This window comes from Streptomyces sp. NPDC020845 (assembly GCF_044334165.1).
Taxonomy (GTDB): Bacteria; Actinomycetota; Actinomycetes; order Streptomycetales; family Streptomycetaceae; genus Streptomyces.
Genome location: NZ_JBIRSJ010000008.1, coordinates 319,575 through 337,941 on the forward strand (window position 1 = coordinate 319,575; position 18,367 = coordinate 337,941).

The 18,367-nt window shown below is 69.5% G+C and carries 18 protein-coding genes and 5 pseudogenes; 7 read left to right on the forward strand and 16 right to left on the reverse strand.

Annotated elements, in window-relative coordinates:
- Positions 1-14 precede the first annotated feature (14 nt).
- The 5 genes and pseudogenes from ACH4U7_RS22460 to ACH4U7_RS22480 form a co-directional block, all read right to left on the reverse strand.
- A pseudogene (locus ACH4U7_RS22460) lies at positions 15-389 on the reverse strand (beta-ketoacyl synthase N-terminal-like domain-containing protein); the annotation flags it as partial.
- An 81-nt stretch (positions 390-470) separates the two neighbouring features.
- A pseudogene (locus ACH4U7_RS22465) lies at positions 471-878 on the reverse strand (DUF1275 family protein); the annotation flags it as partial.
- Positions 870-1,168, reverse strand: a pseudogene (locus ACH4U7_RS22470) (transposase); the annotation flags it as partial. The pseudogenes ACH4U7_RS22470 and ACH4U7_RS22465, both read right to left, overlap by 9 nt.
- A 90-nt stretch (positions 1,169-1,258) precedes the next feature.
- Positions 1,259-1,951, reverse strand: coding sequence for an SDR family NAD(P)-dependent oxidoreductase (locus ACH4U7_RS22475; protein WP_398529630.1), 693 nt, complete (start codon positions 1,949-1,951; stop codon positions 1,259-1,261).
- A gap of 152 nt (positions 1,952-2,103) precedes the next feature.
- Positions 2,104-2,937, reverse strand: a complete 834-nt coding sequence (locus ACH4U7_RS22480) for a helix-turn-helix domain-containing protein (RefSeq protein WP_398529631.1) — start codon at positions 2,935-2,937, stop codon at positions 2,104-2,106.
- 147 nt (positions 2,938-3,084) lie between these two features.
- Between ACH4U7_RS22480 and ACH4U7_RS22485 the strand changes: the two genes are divergently transcribed.
- On the forward strand, positions 3,085-3,408 hold the full coding sequence (locus ACH4U7_RS22485; RefSeq protein WP_398529632.1) for a putative quinol monooxygenase: 324 nt from the start codon (positions 3,085-3,087) through the stop codon (positions 3,406-3,408).
- 696 nt (positions 3,409-4,104) lie between these two features.
- Here the strand turns inward: ACH4U7_RS22485 and ACH4U7_RS22490 are convergent.
- The 6 genes and pseudogenes from ACH4U7_RS22490 to ACH4U7_RS22515 form a co-directional block, all read right to left on the reverse strand.
- Positions 4,105-5,406 (reverse strand): ArsB/NhaD family transporter, encoded by a 1,302-nt coding sequence (locus tag ACH4U7_RS22490; RefSeq protein WP_398529633.1) that lies wholly within the window; start codon positions 5,404-5,406, stop codon positions 4,105-4,107.
- A complete protein-coding gene (locus ACH4U7_RS22495; RefSeq protein WP_398529634.1) occupies positions 5,403-5,531 on the reverse strand; it encodes a hypothetical protein in 129 nt (42 codons plus the stop codon). The genes ACH4U7_RS22490 and ACH4U7_RS22495 overlap by 4 nt, the downstream gene beginning before the upstream one ends.
- 201 nt (positions 5,532-5,732) lie before the next feature.
- Positions 5,733-6,497, reverse strand: a complete 765-nt coding sequence (gene madM, locus ACH4U7_RS22500; RefSeq protein WP_398529635.1) for a malonate transporter subunit MadM — start codon at positions 6,495-6,497, stop codon at positions 5,733-5,735.
- A 1-nt stretch (position 6,498) separates the two neighbouring features.
- Complete coding sequence (madL, locus tag ACH4U7_RS22505; RefSeq protein WP_398529636.1) at positions 6,499-6,918, reverse strand: malonate transporter subunit MadL; 420 nt, start codon at positions 6,916-6,918, stop codon at positions 6,499-6,501.
- A gap of 110 nt (positions 6,919-7,028) precedes the next feature.
- A complete protein-coding gene (locus ACH4U7_RS22510; protein WP_398529812.1) occupies positions 7,029-8,606 on the reverse strand; it encodes an AMP-binding protein in 1,578 nt (525 codons plus the stop codon).
- 165 nt (positions 8,607-8,771) lie between these two features.
- Positions 8,772-10,046, reverse strand: a pseudogene (locus ACH4U7_RS22515) (malonyl-CoA decarboxylase domain-containing protein); the annotation flags it as partial.
- 90 nt (positions 10,047-10,136) lie between these two features.
- Between ACH4U7_RS22515 and ACH4U7_RS22520 the strand changes: the two are divergent.
- Complete coding sequence (locus ACH4U7_RS22520; RefSeq protein ID WP_398529637.1) at positions 10,137-10,814, forward strand: GntR family transcriptional regulator; 678 nt, start codon at positions 10,137-10,139, stop codon at positions 10,812-10,814.
- A 36-nt stretch (positions 10,815-10,850) separates the two neighbouring features.
- Here the strand turns inward: ACH4U7_RS22520 and ACH4U7_RS22525 are convergent, their stop codons facing one another.
- Positions 10,851-11,096 (reverse strand): hypothetical protein, encoded by a 246-nt coding sequence (locus ACH4U7_RS22525; protein ID WP_398529638.1) that lies wholly within the window; start codon positions 11,094-11,096, stop codon positions 10,851-10,853.
- A gap of 617 nt (positions 11,097-11,713) precedes the next feature.
- Between ACH4U7_RS22525 and ACH4U7_RS22530 the strand changes: the two genes are divergently transcribed.
- Entirely contained in the window at positions 11,714-11,866 is a 153-nt protein-coding gene (locus tag ACH4U7_RS22530; protein ID WP_398529639.1) for a hypothetical protein, read from the forward strand.
- Positions 11,867-11,927: 61 nt separating this feature from the next.
- Here ACH4U7_RS22530 and ACH4U7_RS22535 read toward each other — a convergent pair whose 3' ends face one another.
- Both ACH4U7_RS22535 and ACH4U7_RS22540 read right to left on the reverse strand, forming a co-directional pair.
- Positions 11,928-12,563 carry a response regulator gene (locus ACH4U7_RS22535; RefSeq protein ID WP_398529640.1) on the reverse strand — a complete coding sequence of 212 codons (636 nt, stop codon included), beginning with the start codon at positions 12,561-12,563 and terminating at the stop codon, positions 11,928-11,930.
- A complete protein-coding gene (locus ACH4U7_RS22540; protein ID WP_398529641.1) occupies positions 12,560-13,780 on the reverse strand; it encodes a sensor histidine kinase in 1,221 nt (406 codons plus the stop codon). Before ACH4U7_RS22540 ends, ACH4U7_RS22535 begins: the two co-directional genes overlap by 4 nt.
- 171 nt (positions 13,781-13,951) lie before the next feature.
- Between ACH4U7_RS22540 and ACH4U7_RS22545 the strand changes: the two genes are divergently transcribed.
- Both ACH4U7_RS22545 and ACH4U7_RS22550 read left to right on the forward strand, forming a co-directional pair.
- Positions 13,952-15,040 carry an ABC transporter permease gene (locus ACH4U7_RS22545; protein WP_398529813.1) on the forward strand — a complete coding sequence of 363 codons (1,089 nt, stop codon included), beginning with the start codon at positions 13,952-13,954 and terminating at the stop codon, positions 15,038-15,040.
- Positions 15,037-15,720 (forward strand): ABC transporter ATP-binding protein, encoded by a 684-nt coding sequence (locus ACH4U7_RS22550; RefSeq protein ID WP_398529642.1) that lies wholly within the window; start codon positions 15,037-15,039, stop codon positions 15,718-15,720. Before ACH4U7_RS22545 ends, ACH4U7_RS22550 begins: the two co-directional genes overlap by 4 nt.
- Positions 15,721-15,817: 97 nt before the next feature.
- Here the strand turns inward: ACH4U7_RS22550 and ACH4U7_RS22555 are convergent, their stop codons facing one another.
- The gene (locus ACH4U7_RS22555; protein WP_398529643.1) at positions 15,818-16,381 is read right to left on the reverse strand and encodes a cyclase family protein; all 564 of its coding nucleotides are present in this window, start codon (positions 16,379-16,381) and stop codon (positions 15,818-15,820) included.
- 210 nt (positions 16,382-16,591) lie between these two features.
- Here ACH4U7_RS22555 and ACH4U7_RS22560 point away from each other — a divergent pair.
- Positions 16,592-16,998: pseudogene (locus ACH4U7_RS22560) on the forward strand (hypothetical protein); the annotation flags it as partial.
- 100 nt (positions 16,999-17,098) lie between these two features.
- Here the strand turns inward: ACH4U7_RS22560 and ACH4U7_RS22565 are convergent.
- Positions 17,099-17,386, reverse strand: a complete 288-nt coding sequence (locus ACH4U7_RS22565) for a hypothetical protein (protein ID WP_398529644.1) — start codon at positions 17,384-17,386, stop codon at positions 17,099-17,101.
- A 404-nt stretch (positions 17,387-17,790) separates the two neighbouring features.
- On the opposite strand from ACH4U7_RS22565, the gene ACH4U7_RS22570 reads away from it, so the two are divergent.
- The gene (locus ACH4U7_RS22570; protein WP_398529645.1) at positions 17,791-18,198 is read left to right on the forward strand and encodes a hypothetical protein; all 408 of its coding nucleotides are present in this window, start codon (positions 17,791-17,793) and stop codon (positions 18,196-18,198) included.
- The last annotated feature ends 169 nt before the right edge of the window (positions 18,199-18,367 follow it).

Genomic DNA, 18,367 nt, shown 5'->3' on the forward strand with positions numbered 1-18,367 from the left:
ATGGTCTGTGACCTGCGGGTCCTTGCGACGATCCACCCGAGGCTCGTTCGTAATGGCTTGTCCGATTTGGGCAGCACGTACGGCGCCCGGGTCATCGACTCCACACCACCGGCTATGGCGACGTGGGCGTCCGCGGCGGCGATGGCGCGGGCCGCCTGGATGACCGCCTCAAGGCCGGAGGCGCACAGCCGGTTGACCCCGACGCCGGGCACGGAGGTTGGCAGGCCGGCCAGCAGCGCGGCCATCCGACCGACAACGTGGTTCTCCTCGCCCGTGCCGTTGGCGTTGGCGTTGGCGTTGGCGTTGGCGTTGGCGAAGTAGACATCCTGGATCCGTTCCGGATCCAACTCCGAAGAGCGGGGTGTGGTGAGGGCGAGTTCGAGCGCGGCCCCGTGAAGGGTTCGCCGCCAGGCGGCCGGCACGGGGGTGTGGGAGGGCGCGACGGCGCCAACGGGATCGACGGCCGCCTTGCTGTCGGAGGCCATGCCGGTGATGGTCAGGGTCAGTACGGTAGTGGTCAGATCCGGGACGGCCAGGGCGCGGGCGGCGGCGTTCTGGACGCCCATGGCGAGGCCGAGCAGCGCGATCAGCAAGTAGCGTTCGGGGTCCCCGTACGGCGTGGCGGTGCTCTCGGCGACGGCGTAGGCCGCCAGCACGAGGACCGTCTCCAGTACGAGCGCCACGTGCAGCACCCGGCCGCGATGGGCACGGGCTCCGAGGGCCACTCTGCCGCCCAGCAGGGCGCCCGCGGCGAACGCGGCTCCCGGCGCATGAACGTCCCCGCCCCTCCGTCGACTACTCGTCCGGCCCAACGAAGAGGCCGGGCGCGAAGCCCTGCCGTTTCTCTCGGTGCAGCGCCGAAGCTTGCCGCCGATCATCCGGTCGTAGGTGTCCGGGGCGAGAGCGTGCAGCGCTTTGTAAATCCCGTGCCGGGACCACTCTTTGAGGCGTCGGCGGATGGTGCGGTCCGAGCATCCGGGCGTGGAGATCCGCTCGTAGCCGGAACCATGGACCAGCGCGAGCACGACCTGCTCGAAGACGGTTCGGTCGGGGATCCGGCGGCGGTGACAGCCCAGCGGGTGGCCGACGACGAACTCCTCCCGGACGGGGAGGAGCGCGGCGAACTGGTCCCACAGGGTTCGAGCAGGCAAGCTGGCAGCGCGGGCACGGCCGTCCTTCGTGATCACTGAGCGGAGAGATGACGAGCATGAGGTACGCGCAGGGCGGCGGGTCGACCGACCCTGAGCTCAGGGCAGGTTCACCACGGGAGGTTCCCGGATCGGTCGATGAACTGTCCCGTCGGCCCGTCCGGGCCGATCGTCGCGAGGGTCACGATGGACTCTGCGCCGTCGGCGACGCCGTGTCCGAGGCCCCCGGTGAAGTCGGTCGCGGTCTGCCCGGGGTCTGCGGCGTTGACCTTCACGTCCTTCAGTTCCTTGGCGTACTGCGTCGTGAGCATCGTGACCGCGGCCTTCGAGGCGCAGTAGAGGGGCAGGGCATACTGCGACTCGATCCGCGCCGGGTCCTGGGTCATGCTGAAGGAGCCCATCCCGCTGGACACGTTGACGATGACGGGGTTCGGGGACTTGCGCAGCAGCGGGAGGAAGGCGTGCGTGACGCGCACGATCCCGACGACGTTCACGTCGAGCACGGCGCTCACGTCGGCCGCGGTGTACTCCTCGACGGGGCCGACCTTGCCGAGGACGCCGGCGTTGTTGACCAGGACGTCGATCGTTCCCTCATGCGCGGCGACATCCGCGGCCGCGGCCTGGACCGAGGCGTCGTCGGTCACGTCGATCCGAACGAACCGGGCGCCGAGCGATTCGGCCGCGGCCCGACCGCGCTCACGGTGGCGGGCACCGAGGAGGACGGTGTGCCCCGCCTCGACGAGGCGACGAGCGGTTTCAAAACCGAGGGACTTGTTGGCCCCGGTGATGAATGTGGTGGTCATGCTGGCTCCTCCTGGTCCGAACAGCACGGCCGTGCGCTGTTCACGCACTCCATGCTGGGTCCCCGGGAGGGTTGGCGGGAGCTACGGGACTTCCTGGTACCGCGCGTACCACCCAGCAGCCTGGTCCACCGGACGAGGCGGAACGCGGGCCTTCATCCCGGAGGAGACATCCTCTGGACCCCAATGGCCGCAAGGAATTCGAGTTTGCTGCGGGCTTCGGTGCCTGGCTGCGGCGTGTACACCACGAGGCGGAGATTCGTGTCCTGGGTGTTGAAGATGTCGGAGTTCACGGCGATGTCTCCGACATCCGGGTGCTTGACGAGTTTGTGCGCACTCTGGTGACCGCCCACCGCTCGGCGGCTCCACAACTCGCAGAACCGTGGGCTCAGGTTCAGCCTCGATACCAACGCCACGAGGTCGGGATCGTCGGGGTACCGGCTCGTCGTCGCGCGCAGGTCGGCGACGAGGGACTCCTCGAACGCCGCCCGCTCGGCCGCCGTCTGCCGGACCCGGGGCAGCTCACCCAGGAACTGCCAGACCAGGACGTTGCGGTCTCCCACACCGCGGACCGTGGGATCGCCGAACGTGGCCGCGAACAGCGGATTCCAGTGCAGCAACTGCCAGGTGGCGTCGTAGATCGCCAGCGGGTTGCCGGCGAGCTGGTCCACGATCCGGTACAGGCTCCCTGGGATCATTCGTGGAACCCGGCTCGGATCCGCTGCGTGACCTGCCATGCGCAGAAGGTGAGCGTGCTCGTCGTCGGACAGGTGCAGGGCGCGAGCCAGGGCCGAGCAGACCTGTGCCGAGGGTGTCGCCACCCGTCCCTGCTCCAGCCGGACCACGTACTCGACCGAGATGCCGGCCAGCGTCGCCAGTTCCGCGCGTCGCAGACCGGGGACCCGACGGGGTGAGCCGTGTGCGAAGCCCACCGTCGCGGGGTCCAGCCGGTCCCGCCACGCCCGCAGCGCGCCACCGAGTTGATCCATGCACACCATCCTCCCGCACACCCCGCCCCGCTGGGTGGTACCCGCTGTACCACGAAGTCCCGTAGCTCCCGCCGACGCTCCCCGGGGGCTCAGTGTCGAGTCGTGAACGGCGCACAACGATGCTGTTCGGAATCAGGAGGAGCAAGCATGACCACCACGTCGAACCACTACGTCACCGTGCTGTGGGAAGCCCGGGCCAAACCCGGGAAGGAAGCCGCGATGAAGGCGTTCATGACAGCCGCCCTCACCGCATCGCGCTACGACGCGGGCAACATCGACTACGAGGCTCACCATGTCGAGGGACAACCGGGCACGTTCGTCATCTTCGAGCGCTGGGAGAGCCGCGAGGCCCTCGAAGGCCACCTGCAGGCACCCCGCATGCAGGACCTGGTGCCCCAACTGCTGGAACTGATGGACGGCAGTGTCGAGGACGGGATCCGCTTCCTGCAGCCGTTCCGCCCGGCACGGTAGGCCGACCCGGAGCACGGCGGTCGTGATCGTCGTCCTCCGACGCTGAGCGGTTTCGAGCAGCAAGACGGCAGCGCGGGCACGGCCGTCCTTCGTGATCACTGAGCGTAGAGACTCCATGATCACGTGGACCCGTGCCTGCTCTGCGTCCTCCCCCACACCCGATGCCTATTGCCGGTCGTGCTAAGTGATGGAGGACGGCGCAACCTGGTCGGTATGCTGCACTTCCATGCCTCACCGACGTGGGGGGGTCCGCGACGTAGGGAACCCGTGGCAATCGCGGCTCTGAGCTCCTCACCAATGTGGGGGTGCGACTCGGAATCGGGCCCGATGCCGATGTGTCTCAACACCGCCCCAGGCCGCTCTCCATGGTTCTGGCCGCCCGCCTAATGCGCTGCCAGTTGGCTGACCCGGCCCGACACAAGCCCTCCGACCGCTTCTGATTCGCCAGCCAGTCCGGACTAAATACCTCGGCATCGCTGCCGAGGTCTTCCCTGCCACTCCCGACGCCCTGGGCCGTTCCGAAGCTCGCCGCTACTGAGGTCCGCAGGGTGCCGCCGAGGCAGCCGGGGCCCGCCGGTCGGCTGTGCAGGCGCAGATCAGGCCAGGTCGTCGGAGGTGAGGCGAGAACGAGGGTGCGGTTGGGTGAGGAGGACCGACGCGTGTCAGGGGCCCGTGGCCCGTTGGGTGGATTCGCTGTCAGTTCAGGGCGAAGTACCGCAGCCACAGGTATCCGGCGGCGACGGTGACCGTCACGGCGGTCACGACCAGGCCGTACTTGGTGAACTGCCAGAAGGAGATGGGCTGGCGGTTGCGTTCGGCGATCCCCAGGACCACGACGTTGGCGGAGGCACCGATGGCGGTGGCATTGCCACCGAGGTCCGCCCCCAGCGCCAGCGCCCACCACAGCACATGGACACCGTCACCCCCGCCGAAGCCGTGCGCCAGGTCGGCCGTGATGGGAGCCATGGTGGCGACGTACGGAATGTTGTCGACGACACCGGACAGCACGGCGGAACCGAACACCAGCAGCATCGCCGCGCCGAGCTCGCTGCCACCGGTCGCGTCCGCCAGGGCTTGGGAGATCTGCCCGATGACACCGGTCTCGATCAGCGAACCCACCATGATGAACAGCCCGGCGAAGAAGGCGAGAGTCGGCCACTCGACCTCCTTCAGCGCCTCACCCGTCTCCACCTTCGAGACGGCGATCAGCAACCCCGCGCCGAGCAGGGCGACCACGCTCGGCGCGTAGTGCAGCACCGGGTGTGCCACAAATCCGACGACGACCAGCGCGAGTACGCCCAGGCCCTGGTACAGCAGCCGGTGGTCGCGGATCGCCTCGCGCTCCTCCAGCGCCATCACTTCGGCGGCGCGCTTCTCGTCGTACACGAACACCTTGCGGAACATCACCCGGCACATCACCACCAGAACGACGGTGAGGATCGCGGCGATCGGCGCCAGATGGACCAGGAAGTCGTTGAAGGTCAGCCCGCCCCGGCTGGCGATGATGATGTTCGGCGGGTCACCGACGAGGGTGGCGGTGCCACCGATGTTGGAGGCCATCACCTCGGCGATCAGAAAGGGTGCGGCGGGCAGGGCGAGGCGTTCGCACACCAGCAGGGTCACCGGCGCGATCAGCAGCACCGTGGTGACGTTGTCCAGCAACGCGGAGGCGGCCGCGGTGATCACTATCAGCATCGCCATCACCCGGAAGGGCCTGCCGCGGACGCGTTTGACCGACCAGATCGCCAGATACTCGAACACGCCCGTCTGCCGCAGGACGCCGACGATCGCCATCATCCCCAGCAGCAGGAAGATGACGTTCCAGTCGATCCCGGAGTGCTCGTCGAAGAACGCGGCCCCCTCGTCGATGGCGCCGATCGCGAGCATGGCCCCCGCCCCGGCCAGAGCGGCGGCCGTACGGTGCACATGCTCGCTGATGATCGCCGCGTACGCGATGACGAAAACCGCGATCGCCGCCCAGCTGTGCCAGTCGCTCATGTCACCCCGAGGAGTCGTTCCAGCAGATGTGCGGCGGTGATCACGCCGAGCAGCCGGGAGCCACCGCGCTCCCGGCCCGGTTCCCGCTCCACCACCGCGATCAGCGGACTGCGTTCACGCGCCATGAGCGCGGCGACCTCCAGCGCCGTGTCATCCGGGGACCAGCAGCTTGACCAGCACGGACGCCGGTAGAGAACGCGATGCGCAGAAGGCCGCCGCCGGCTTCTCCGCCCGGCCGAAGCGAGTGCCGATCAGCGAGATCGCGCAGTTTGTGGAGTCAGGAGGGCACCGCCGACGGTGCCCCCTCACTCCATCGGCAATTGCCCTCACCCACCGACGATCGCCCGCACCCCCATGTACAGCAGCGACGGGCCGAGCAGGCAGCCGACGCCCGTGTAGAAAGTGGCCGTCATGGCCCCGTAGGGGACCAGGCGCTTGTCGGTGGCCGCGAGGCCGCCGGCCACGCCGGAGGTCGTGCCCAGCAGGCCGCCGAAGGCCATGGCGGACTTCGGGTTGTTCAGACCGATCAGCGGGGCTATGAGCGGTGTCCCCACCATCACCACCACGGATTTGACCAGACCGGCCGCCACCGACAGCGCGATCACGTCCGAGCTCGCGCCCACCGCCGTGCCGGTCACCGGCCCGACGATGTATGTGGCCGCACCGGCGCCGATGGTCGTCAGCGATTTGGCGTCCGTGTAGCCGAAGAAGGCGGCGATGACAGCCCCGACCACGAACGAGATGAGTACGCCCAGCAGGATCGACAGCCCGCCGGACAGCCCGGCACGCTTGATCACCTTCAGGTCGACGCCATAGGCGGTAGAGACGATCGCGAAGTCCCGAAGCATCGCGCCGCCCATCAGGCTCAGCCCGGAGAGCGCTGTGAAGTCGGCGAGCCCGTGCTCTCCGTCGGTCACCGTGCCGCCCCAGTAGGCCAGGACCAGGCCGAGGAGGATGGCGATGGCGGAGCCCTGCAGCCGACCGCGGGTCAGCGTCTTGGACAACCACCCGCCGACCAGCATCAGCGCGCCGACCAGCGCAAAGGCCACGAGCAGGCCATTGTCTTCGAAGACGGATGTGAACCTGTCCATCTCAGACCTCCTGCTTCTCGTCCGCGCCCAACGTCTGCAGCGTCTCCAGTGGTTCCAGCGGTTCGCCCGGTTCGCCGATCCGTGCCAGCGCGGGTACCAGGGCGAACCCCCCGGCGACGGCTCCCAGGCCCGCCAGGATCGCCATCGGACCGCCGGTGACCGCCTTGACCACGTTCTGCGCGGAGGCCATGGCGATGACGATCGGTATGTACATCGCGCTCCAAAAGAGCACGCCCTGCTCGGATGCCTCGGGGAACTTGCCCTTCCGGCGGAGCTGGTGGGTGACCAGCACCAGCATGATCATGGCGAAGCCGACTCCGCCGACATTGGCATCGACGCCGACCACGACGCCGATCAGTTCACCGGTGAATGTGCCCGCGAGCATGCACACCGCCAGTGCGGCAACTCCATAGATAACCATCGTCTTCTCCACGCTGAGAGACACCGGGGGGACATGGGGGAAACAGGGGACCTGCGGGGTGGGACAGAGGTGGGGCCAGCCGGCCCCGTGGACCACAGCCGGCCGGTGGATCAGGCGTCCGCGCCCGCGAACAGGTCGGCGTAGCGCTTGCGCAGTTCGGCCTTCTGGACCTTCCCCATCACGTTGCGGGGCAGGGCGTCGACGACGCGCACGGCGCGCGGGTGCTTGAACCGGGCGAGGTCCTTGGCGACGAAGTCCAGCAGTTCCGCCTCTTGGGGTTGCTGGTCCGGGGCCGGTACGACGACGGCCACCACCGTCTCGCCGAAGTCCGGGTGGGGAACGCCGATCACGGCGGACTCCTGCACCGTGGGGTGGGCGTCGAGCAGTTCCTCGATCTCCTTGGGGTAGATGTTGTAGCCCCCGGAGATCACGAGGTCCTTACCCCGGCCGACGATGCGCAGATAGCCGTCCTCGTCGATGCGGCCCAGGTCACCGGTGATGAAGAAGCCGTCCTCGCGGAACTCCGCGGCGGTCTTCTCGGGCAACTGCCAGTAGCCGGTGAAGACGTTCGGACCGCGAACTTCGATGCTGCCGACCTCGCCGTCGGGCAGCGGCCGTCCGGTCGCGCCGTCCACCACCCGGATCTCGGTGCCGGGGAGCGGGATGCCGACAGTGCCGGGCTTGCGTGGTCCGCCGGTGTAGGGGTTGGTGGTGTTCATGCCGGTCTCGGTCATCCCGTAGCGCTCCAGGATGGCGTGGCCGGTGCGGGCCTCGAAGGCCTGGTGATCGCTCGCGAGCAGCGGAGCCGATCCGGAGACGAACAGCCGCATCGAGGCGCAGGCCTCGGGGGTGAGCCGGTCGCTCTTCAACAGCCGGGTGTAGAAGGTGGGGACGCCCATGAGCACCGTGGCCCCGGGTAGCAGGTCGACGATCGTCCCGGCGTCGAACTTCGGCAGGTAGTACATGGAGGCGCCCGCCGTCAGGGTCATGTTCGCGGCGACGAAGAGCCCGTGGATGTGGAAGATCGGCAGGGCGTGGATCAGCCGGTCCTCGGCGGTGTACTGCCATGCTTCCAGCAGCGCCCGGCAGTTGGAGGCGAGGTTGCCGTGAGAGAGCACCGCGCCCTTGGAGCGCCCGGTGGTGCCGGACGTGTAGAGGATCGCCGCCGGGTCGTCGGCCGATGCGTCGAAGACCTTCTCATGCCGACCGTTGCCGTCGCGGTCGCGGTCGCCGTCGCCGTCGCCGTCGCCGTCGCCGTCGCCGTCGCCGTCGAGGAGGGTGCCGTCGCCGGTGGTGCCGAGGGTTTCGACGACGAGCCCCTGCTCCGCGCGGTGCGCTTGGTCGGCCAGCCGGTCCGGGGAGCAGACGAGGACACGGGGCCGGGCGTCGCCGATGAAGTACTCCATCTCCGCACCGGTGTAGGCGGTGTTGAGCGGCAGGAAGACGCCGCCGATCCGCAGGGTCGCCAGGTACAGTGCGATGGCCTCCGGGGATTTCTCCACCTGCACGGCGACCCGGTCACCGGGGGTGACGCCGTCGGCGACGAGACGGGCCGCGATCCGCCGCACGGTCTCCGCAGTCTCGCGATAGGTGATCCTCTGCCCGTCGGGCAGCTCGAAGAGCGCCTTGTCCGGCCGGCGCTCCGCCTGCTCGACGAAGGACCGGTAGATGGTCGTGAAGGGCGCCATCGGGGGTGTTCCTCTCTCGTCGTCCGAGGTGGTGGACGCGTCTGGGGTGGGGGAAGCCGTCGGGGCATCCGGGAGGACGTCGCGCAGCGGTCCGCCGAGCGCCACGGTGCGGTTGCGGACGAAGTCCTCGTGCCGGCGCTCCAGCTTCTCCGGCTCATAGCGGTAGTTGATCATCGCGCCATAGGACTGCCGCCAGGCCTCCGGTGAGCTGTTCGCCGGCCAGTTCAGCCGCCAGGCGATGGCCCCGTTGCCCAGGTGGAAGCGGGCGACCGGGTCGAGGGGGCGCCCGTCGTCGCGCCGCTCGACCGCGATGTACCGCGCCAGGACGGGAAGGAGCCGGCGACGGATCTGCTCGGCGTCCTCCGCGCCGAGGTTCGCCGGTTCCTCCACAGTGTCCAGCTCCCGGACGAGCAGCCGCAGGTCGGCGTCCTGCTCGGCCCGCTCGCCGAGCCAGCGCCGGAATCCGGGGATGGGCGAGAGCGTGACGAACTGCGCCAGGTGCGGCAGTTGCTCCCCCACTTGCTCGATGACCTGTTTGATGAGGAAGCTGCCGAAGGAGACTCCGGCCAGGCCGTCCAGGGCGTTGTTGATCGAGTAGAGCGCTGCCGTGTCTGCTTGCGAGGGGCTCAGTGCCGGGCCGTTCTCCAGGAGCGGGGCGATGCGCTCCGGCATGCCGCGCATCAGGGCGATCTCCACGAAGATCAGTGGTACGTCCCCGGTGGCCGGGTGGAAGAAGGCGTACACACGGCGGTCCTCGGGCTGCAGACGACGGCGGAGCTCGGCCCTGCCCGCCATCGGGTGGACCTTCTCGTAATGCAGCAGGTGGTCGTGCAGCTCCCTCGGTGAGTCCCAGGTGATCTCCTCCATGCGGAGGAAGCCGCGGTTGAACCAGGAGGTCAGCAGGTGGTGGAAGTCGTGGTCGAGGGACCGCAGCTCCGGATGACGGCGCGTCAGCCGACGCAGGTCCGCGCGCATCCGGACCAGGGCGAGCGTGGCACCGGGTGCGTGGTTCATCCGGCGCAGCAGCTGCTGGCGGGCCGGCTCGACCACGTCGAACAGCCGGACCAGTTCCTCGCCGCCGTCGGATCCGGAGTTCCTGGCGTCCTCCCACCGGCGGAAGGCGGCACGGACCTGCTCGGCGTCGACATCGTAGGTCTTGGTGACGTGGGTGAAGAAGACGAGCCTGCCGACGTCGTCGAGCGTGTCGTAGGCGGACAGGGCTCGAGCCGCGACTGCCCGCATCGAGGCTTCACCCACGTCACTCATCAGGACTTCACAGGCGGCGAGCAGCTGGTCCAGCGGGGAGCCGTGCGGCTCTCCGGCCGCCGGGTCGCCGCCACGCCGTCGCCCGAGCGCCTGGAACAGCTCGGTGAGCAGCCAGCCGTCACGACGTCCCATCTCCGCTCCTTCGCCCTGCCTCCGGTTCCAGACGCATTTCATATGCGTAAACGCGTCTGATGTATATAACAGCGCGAGAGTGGGATGCACCACCCCCTGTCCAGGTCGGATAATCTAGGCTCGGAGGTGTCCATGGCTCGAGTCCCGGAATCACAGCGCGTGCGGGACGCGCTCGAGAACGCCGTCATCGACGGCCGCTACCGACCCGGTGAACGCCTGGATCCGGCACAGCTCGAGCGGGAGTACGGATGCTCGCGCACGCCGATCCGAGAAGCCCTCCAGGCCCTGGAGCGCTCCGGACTGGTGCAGATCCGCCCCAAACGCGGCACATTCGTCACCGAGTTGAGCATCTCCGAGCTGGCCGAACGCTTCGAAGTCATGGCCGAGCTCGAGGGAATGGCGGCACGGCTCTCCGCCCGCCGCATCGAGCGGGAGTCGCTGGACGAGCTCGAACGCGCCCTGCAGGAGTGCGTGAAACACGCCACGGCCGGCGACGCCGACCGCTACTACTACGCCAACGCCTGGTTCCACGACATCGTCTACGACTCCTGCGGCAACGAATACCTGCGGCAGCAGGCCCAGGCGCTCAAACGGGCCCTCCAGCCGTACCGGCGGCTCCAGTTGCGCGTCCCGGATCGCATGCGGCGCTCGCTGGCCGAGCACCGCGAGATCGCCGACGCCATCGCCGACGGCGACGCCGACACCGCGGAGAACGCCGCCCGCGACCACGTGCTCGTCCAGGTCAAGGAGTTCAGCCAGCTGATGCGGACGTGGCGGCAGGTGACGGAGCCGGCACACAGCGCCAGGTGAACCGCGCTCCCGGTACCGCGGAGGCGGCCGCGAGCATCATCCATCCGCGGCGAGGGCCTCCGCGGCGATCGTGTGGTCGATCGCCGCGTCCCAGTCGACGCTCTTGGTCAGGACGCCGGACGCCTTGAGTTCCCTCTCCTGGCGTTTCAGATCGGCGAGGAAGCGCTCGTTGGGCGCCGAGAGCAGGTACTCACGGCGGCGGAAGGTGAGTGCGGCGACCTCGGCGTCCAGCTTGTTGGCGGAGGCAAAGAGCCGGAGCGCGTCGTTCGTACCGGCAAGCACGCTCGGTCGCACCGTCGCTGACCCGCCCCGCCGCGGCGTCCCTCGCCAGCGGAGCGCCCCCGGCGTAACCGGAATTCCGGGCAACCGCCTCTGGGCCGCCGGACACCTCATCAATACCGGCCGCCCCGACCACCTGGGGCTGCTCCGCTCCCTACGGGGTGATCGGCTGATCCCCATGCCGACTCTCGGGGAACACCTCGCCGACCACGGGCGCAAGCTCGTCGCCGTCGGAACAGGTTCGAACGGCTGCGCACTACCGCTCATTCCGGGAGCGGCGGACGGGCACGGGGCCGCGATGGGCGCGCATCCGTATGGTCATGATGCCTTCTACGCCCAGCCCGAGAGTGTCCGGCGCCGTCTCGCGGGAAGCCTTCCCCAGGCCACGGACGGCCCGTTCCCCGAATTGGACTGGGCAGCCGGCCTGCTCGTCGACTACGTCATTGCCACGTACTGCTGTCGGACTGCCCACCGGACCTCCTGCGTCAGTTGGCGTCGGCGGCCGGACAGGGCCCCGGCTTCGAGTCGCGGATCGTCGACCGTGCACGCCGGGCCGCGGACCAGGGCCGGTCCGTCAGTCACGGAGAACACGAGGACGGCGTGTCCGCCGTGGCCGCCCCGTGACCGACGAGGCCGGCCGGATTGTCGCCGCCGTGTCTCTCGGCGGCCCCAGCAACCGCTTCACCCCTGAGCGCGTCGAGGCTTTCCTGCCGGTGCTGACGACGGTCGCGGAGCGGTTGTCGGAGCTGCGGTTCATCGGCACCGACACCTGACCGGACGGCTCCACGGCGGCCTCACGTGCAGGGGATCGAAGGGTGCTGAGCCGCGTGCCGGTCAGCGGCGGATGAGGCCGAGATCGGTGGCGGTGGCGACGGCGGCGGTGCGTGAGTCGACGCCGAGTTTGGCGTAGATACGGGCCAGGTGGGATTTGACGGTGCCCTCGGTCAGGTGGAGGTGGTGGCCGATGGCTTGGTTGGAAAGGCCCTCGGCGACCAGGGTGAGGACTTCGGTCTCGCGCCGGGTCAGGGTGGTGCCGGGTACGCGCAGGCGGTTCATGAGCCTTTCGGCCACAGCCGGGGCCAGGGTGGTGCGTCCGGCGGCGGCGGTGCGTACGGCGGTGGCCAGGTCCTCGGGAGGGGCGTCCTTGAGCAGGTAGCCGGTCGCGCCGGCTTCGATGGCGGGCAGGGTGTCGGCATCGGAGTCGTACGTGGTGACGACCAGAATGCGGGGGGCGTCCGACCGGGCGGTGATCCGGGCGGTGGCCTCGGCACCGGTCATGCCCTTGCCGAACTGCAGGTCCATGAGCACGACGTCGATGTCACCCTCGGCCGCGCGGTCGACGGCGTCTTCGGCGGTGGCGGCCTCGGCCACGATGACGATGCCGGGTTCGGTCTCCAGCACGGCGCGCAGCCCGGCGCGGACCACGGGGTGGTCGTCGGCCAGGAGGAGGCGGACGGGGGTGTCGGTCACGGGCGGGCCTCGGGCTCGGTCTCGGCGGGCGGTATCAGGGTCAGTTGGGCGGCCAGGGCAGTGCCGTGGCCGGGGGCGGACGCGATGGTCAGGGTGCCGCCGAGCGTGTGCATGCGGGTGCGCATGGCAGCGAGGCCGAAGCCGCCGCTTTCGGGGTCGGGGTCGGGCAGCCGGCCGGGGTCGAAGCCGGTGCCGTCGTCGACGATGTCGAGGGCGACGTGGCCGCCGAGGTAGCTCAGGGTGATCTCGGTGGTGGTGGCGTGGGCATGGCGGACGGTGTTCGCGAGGGCGGACTGGGCGATGCGCAGCAGGGCGACCTCGTGGGCGGTCGGCAGCGCCATCGGGTCGCCGACGCGGTGGAAGCGTGCGGTGAGCCGGTGGCGGGCGCTGGTGGTGGCGCACAGGCGTTCCAGCGCATCGGCCAGGGTGGTGCCGTCCAGAGCGGGCGGGGTGAGGGCGGCGACGAAGCGGCGGGCCTCGGCGAGGTTGTCCACGGCGGCCTGGCGGGCCGCCTCCACGTGGCGGGCGGCGGCATCGGGCTGCTCGGGGAGGGCGCGTTCGGCGGCGCGCAGCAGCAACTGGATGCTGGAGAGGCCCTGGGCAAGGGTGTCGTGTATCTCGCGGGCCAGACGTTCACGTTCGGCCAACACGCCGGCGGTGTGCTGGGCCCCGGCCAGGTCGGCGCGGGTGGCGGTGAGCTCCTCGATCAGGCGCCTGCGATGTTCGCTCTCCCGGTACAGGGCCTGGTATCCCCACACCACCGCGACCGCGACGGCGGCCCCCAGCACGGGGCCGATCGCCATGGCCGGGCTGAAGGAGCCCTGGTGGGCGGCGAAGCCGCCGATGGCCGCCGCCGCGGTGGCCGCCACGGCGGGCAGTGCGGCGCGGCGGGGCAGCAGGTGGAGCTGGAGGAAGTACAGCGGGAAGGCGACCCAGACGGCGTCGGCGGACAGGGCCAGCAGCACCAGCCAGACGGCGCTCACGGCGGCCAGCCAGCAGGCGGCGGCCCGCCGGGAGCGGCGGATGCGGGGCAGGAGCGGCCCGGCCGCATACACCAGCCCGCACACCGCCGCCACGGCAACGATCAGCTCGTCGTGCGGTCGGCTCCCGGTCACGGCCCGGCCGCCGGCCAGAACGAGCAGCCCCATGGTCAGCAGGTGCAGGCACCAGGCCAGGGGCCGGGTGGTCGGGGTCGGGGCGGGGGCGGTGGTCTTCACAGTCCTTCCATGCTAAGGAAGCAGACCCCCAGACATCCTCCATCAAAAGTTAGAACTCGCGTGCCGCCTTCTGATCCGCGAACTGCTCTCCTCCGCCAGATGCCCGCGCAGGGTGCCGGTGGCGATGGTGGAGGCATCCGCCTCCACCATCGGAAAGGACGGGCCGAGGCCGTGTTCGTCGCCTGGAGAGATCTGAAGTTCGCCAAAGGGCGCTTCGCCCTGATGGGAACCGTCATCGTGCTGATCACCCTGCTGGTCGGACTGCTGTCCGGGCTGACCGCCGGGCTGAGTCGGCAGAACATCTCCGCGATCACCGGCCTGCCCGCCGACAAGATCGCCTTCAACGCGCCCAGCGGCGGGCAGGACCTGTCGTACGCCACCTCCTCGGTCACCGCACGGCAGTGGCGGACGTGGGCCACGACGCCCGGCGTCACCAGCGCCGAACCGCTGGGCATCACCACCGCCAGGGCCACCGCCGGTGACAACAGCGCCGGCGTCTCCGCCTTCGGCGTGCGGCCCGGCTCCCGGCTCGCTCCGGACAGCGGCAAGATCAACGATCACACGGTGGTGCTGTCCACCACGGCCGCCGACGACCTCGGTCTGAAGCCCGGCGACGGCTTCACCCTGGCCGGGCGGCAGCTGACGGTGGCCGCCGTGCGGGGCGATGCCTCCTTCAGCCACACTCCGGTCATCTGGACCAGTCTCGGCAGCTGGCAGAAGACAGCACCCCCCACCGGCGACAGCGACAGCCCGACCGCGACCGTGATCGCCCTGAACACCACCTCCGGTGCCAACGTGTCGGCCGCCGACCGGGCCGCCGGGACCAGGACGGTCTCCAGGGACGACTCGCTGTCCGCGATCGGCTCCTACACTTCCGAAAACGGCTCCCTGCAACTCATGCGCGGCTTCCTCTTCGCCATCTCCGCCCTGGTCGTCGGCGCCTTCTTCACCGTCTGGACCATCCAGCGCAGCAGTGACATCGCCGTCCTCAAGGCCCTCGGCGCCTCCACCGCCCACGTCCTGAAGGACGCCCTCGGCCAGGCCGTCGTCCTGCTCGCCGGCGGCACCCTGACCGGCACCGGCATCGCAGTCGGCATCGGCGCCGCCGTCGCCGACTCGGCGGTGCCCTTCGTCCTGACCCCCGCCACCGTCCTGGTCCCGGCCGCCGTGATGATCCTTCTCGGCGCGCTCGGGGCCGCCCTGTCCATCCGCCGCATCACCTCCGTCGACCCGCTGACCGCCCTGGGGAGCGCCCGATGAGCCTGAATCTGGCCGACATCACCCTCACCTACCCCGACGGCGAGGACCGCCTGACCGCCCTCGACGACGTCACCCTGGACGTCCCCAAGGGCAGCCTGACCGCCGTGGTCGGCCCTTCCGGATCGGGCAAATCCAGCCTGCTGGCCGTCGCCGCGACCCTCATCACCCCCGACGCCGGCACCGTCACCATCGACGGAACCACCACCGCCGGCATGACCCGTGGCGAACTCGCCGAACTGCGCCGCCACAAGATCGGGATCGTCTTCCAGCAGCCCAACCTGCTGCCCTCGCTCACCGCCGCCGAACAACTACAGGTCATGGCCCGGATCGACGGCCGCTCCCCCGCCAAGGCCCGCGGTCGGGCCATGGAACTGCTCGACGCCGTCGGCCTCGCCGACCACGCGCACCGCCGCCCCCACCAGCTCTCCGGCGGCCAGCGTCAGCGCGTCAACATCGCCCGCGCCCTGATGAACGACCCCACCGTTCTCCTGGTCGACGAGCCCACCAGCGCCCTCGATCACGAACGCGGCGCCGCCATCATCGACCTGATCACCCGCCTCACCCACCATCAGGCCACCGCCACCGTCCTGGTCACCCACGACCGCACCCACCTCACCGCCGTGGACCGGTTCGCCGAGGTCCACGACGGACGCCTGAACCTCCCGACGCCGGCCCGCTGAACCCAGCGCGCAGCCGCGGGTCGATCGTCTCGACTCCGGGGAGCCCGTCGCTTGCCGGACAGCCTGCTGGATCTTGCTTGTGATGCCACTCGACCGTTCACCGGATGGCGGTGGCGTTGGCAGGTGAACCGACACCGCCACGGAGATTCAGTGGCTTGGCGACGACCATGCATATGCGGCGGAGGTCGGCCTCGCCGGCTGTGGCCAGCGGGGTCAGCCGCCACAGTTCACCGATGGCGAGGCCGAGCATGGCGCTGAGCTGCTGATGCATCATGCCGTGGTCGGTTTCGCGGCCGAAGGGCGAGTCCGGTCGGGCGGGGAGCGCCTCGAGGGCGTAGGTGTCCGAGACGACCGCCGCGAAGTGACGGTCCCACAGCCGGGCAACGACCTCGCGGTCCTGGTCGAGGCCCGTGAAGCGCCGCTCGGCCCTGATGACATCCCGCCGACCGGGGGTCGCATCGAGGTACCAGGCGGCCCACCCGGTGTGCAGGAGAAGGATGTCGCCTGAGCGAGGCTGCCCGCCCTGCCGCTCCAGGGCCGCCTCCAGGTCACCGACGCACAGATGCTCGCCCCGGTGGTGGTCGCTGGGACGGCCCGCGTCGCGCCGGGCGGCCGCGACGTCGAGGAGCAGTCCCCGGGCAGCGGTGCCGCGTTCGGCCATGTGGGGGCCGGGAATTATGTCACCCGGACTGACCTGCTGGTTCGGATCTGTCAAAGCTCAACAGACCGCAAGCCGTTCCGAGGCAGCATGCCGGTCGTGGTGATACCGCTGATCTTGCGGGTGCCGAGGCATCCGCGCAGGCCGGGAGCCTGTTCACGGATCTTCGGCTCTCCTCGGGATAACGCCCTGGCGTTCCTAAGGCCTCTGCCGATGAGCGACGAAGAGAAGAACATCGAGGTTCTCGTGCTCCTGTCTTGCGCCGGCATCATGAACTACTCAGGCGACGCCATACCGCGACCCGCGTACCCAAGCGACGTGCCACGCCCACGCACCCTCCATTCGATCCGCGCGCTGCCCCTCCACCTGGCCAGGGAGAACGCCTCGTGGGAGTACCGCCGGATCCACGGCGAACTCACAGCACTGGGGATCAAGGTCGCCGCCTCCACAGTCTGGGAGATCCTCCGCGAGCACGGCATCCCATCCGCACCCGAACGGCACAGCACCACCTGCGCATCCACATCCCCCGCGCCACCGCACACCCCACCGCGAACTGGACCGTGCAACTCGGACGCAGTCTCCTCATGGACCTCGAAGGCGCAGGCAGCAAGGCGAAGTTCCGCAACAAGCCCAGCTCGCCCGCCTGGAAGTCCGCAGACGAGAACGACTCGGCGGCACTCGCCACGAGTACCGAGTGACACGGGAGGCTGGCTGCCCGTCTTATGACTTGCCTGCGGCGTTAGCCGCATCCGCCAAGGCAGTTTCGCTCGCCGCAATGCCAACGAAACGACGTATGGCTTCAACGGGCATGTCGAGCCCCTCAGAGGCGGAACGCTCGTCGCCGAACACCTGCACTGCCTCGGCGACAGCAACGGCCAGTTCGGCTTCTGCCTTGCGGACCTTCCCCTCAGCCTTGTCAACGGTGTCGACCACCGCCAGCTGGCGACGCTGCTTCTCTTGGAGTCGCTGCTTACGGGACGGCGTCTTGTCAGAGTTCTGCACGGTCACGACAAGATCATAAACAGGCCTGGGCACACATGCGAAATCGGTACCTCCGTCTCTTTTGTTCCCTATTCATGGTCCAGACGCCCTGGTGACTCGGTCAACGCGGCGACATGGACATGGACGGCGAACACTCCTAGGGTCGCCAGACTTCCCACCCCGAAACCGAGGCAGTCGACCCGCTGGGATGCTTCCGCGTGCTGGGCGTTCGTTCGCCGTGAACAACGGTGCGCACCTGCGTCGACGGCCTTCGCGCTCGGCAGAGGCAACTGGTCGAATTCTTCGCCGGTGGGGGATGGTGTCTTGTGAGTCCTGGTAGGCGCGGCCGATGCTGGTGGCCCCAGCAGGCTGCCGGAGCCACCAGCGTCAGCCGCGGGTGTTCAGTCCCGCGCCGTGGTCAAGATCTCGAGATGAGTGTCGTGCGGCCGTCGCGGTCGAGTTCCCCGGAGTCCTCTCGCTCGGCGCGGGTGCGAGGAGAGCGGGCCAAGGCGAGGCCCAGCAGGTTCGGCCTGGACTGCGGCGAGGATCTCACCCTGGCCACCTATCCGGCCGAGTGGCTGCGTCTCAAGGAGAGGGCGCTCAAGCCCACCACGTTCGCCCGCTACCGCGACCACGTGCACGCCGACCTCATCCCGTCCTTCGGCCGGCTGCCCCTGACCGATCTTCGGACCCGGCACATCACCGCCTGGACTGAAGCCGAACTCGCCCGCGGACGCGGGCGCACCGCCGTCTACCGGATCGGCGCCACCTTCTCCAGCGCGCCCAGCCATGCTGTGCGCACGCGTATGATCGCGGCCAACCCACCTTCGATGCCCTGATGACCGATGCCGGACTCGAGGTCGTCACCACCGGCATTCGGATGCCGCGGATGAACTCGCTCACTCACACTCGCCCTCGGCTCCTCCCTGGCAGGCCTTCTCGGCCAGTCGTTCACCGCGATCGACAACGCCTCCTACCTCGCCCTCACCTCCGTGTGCGGCATCGGTG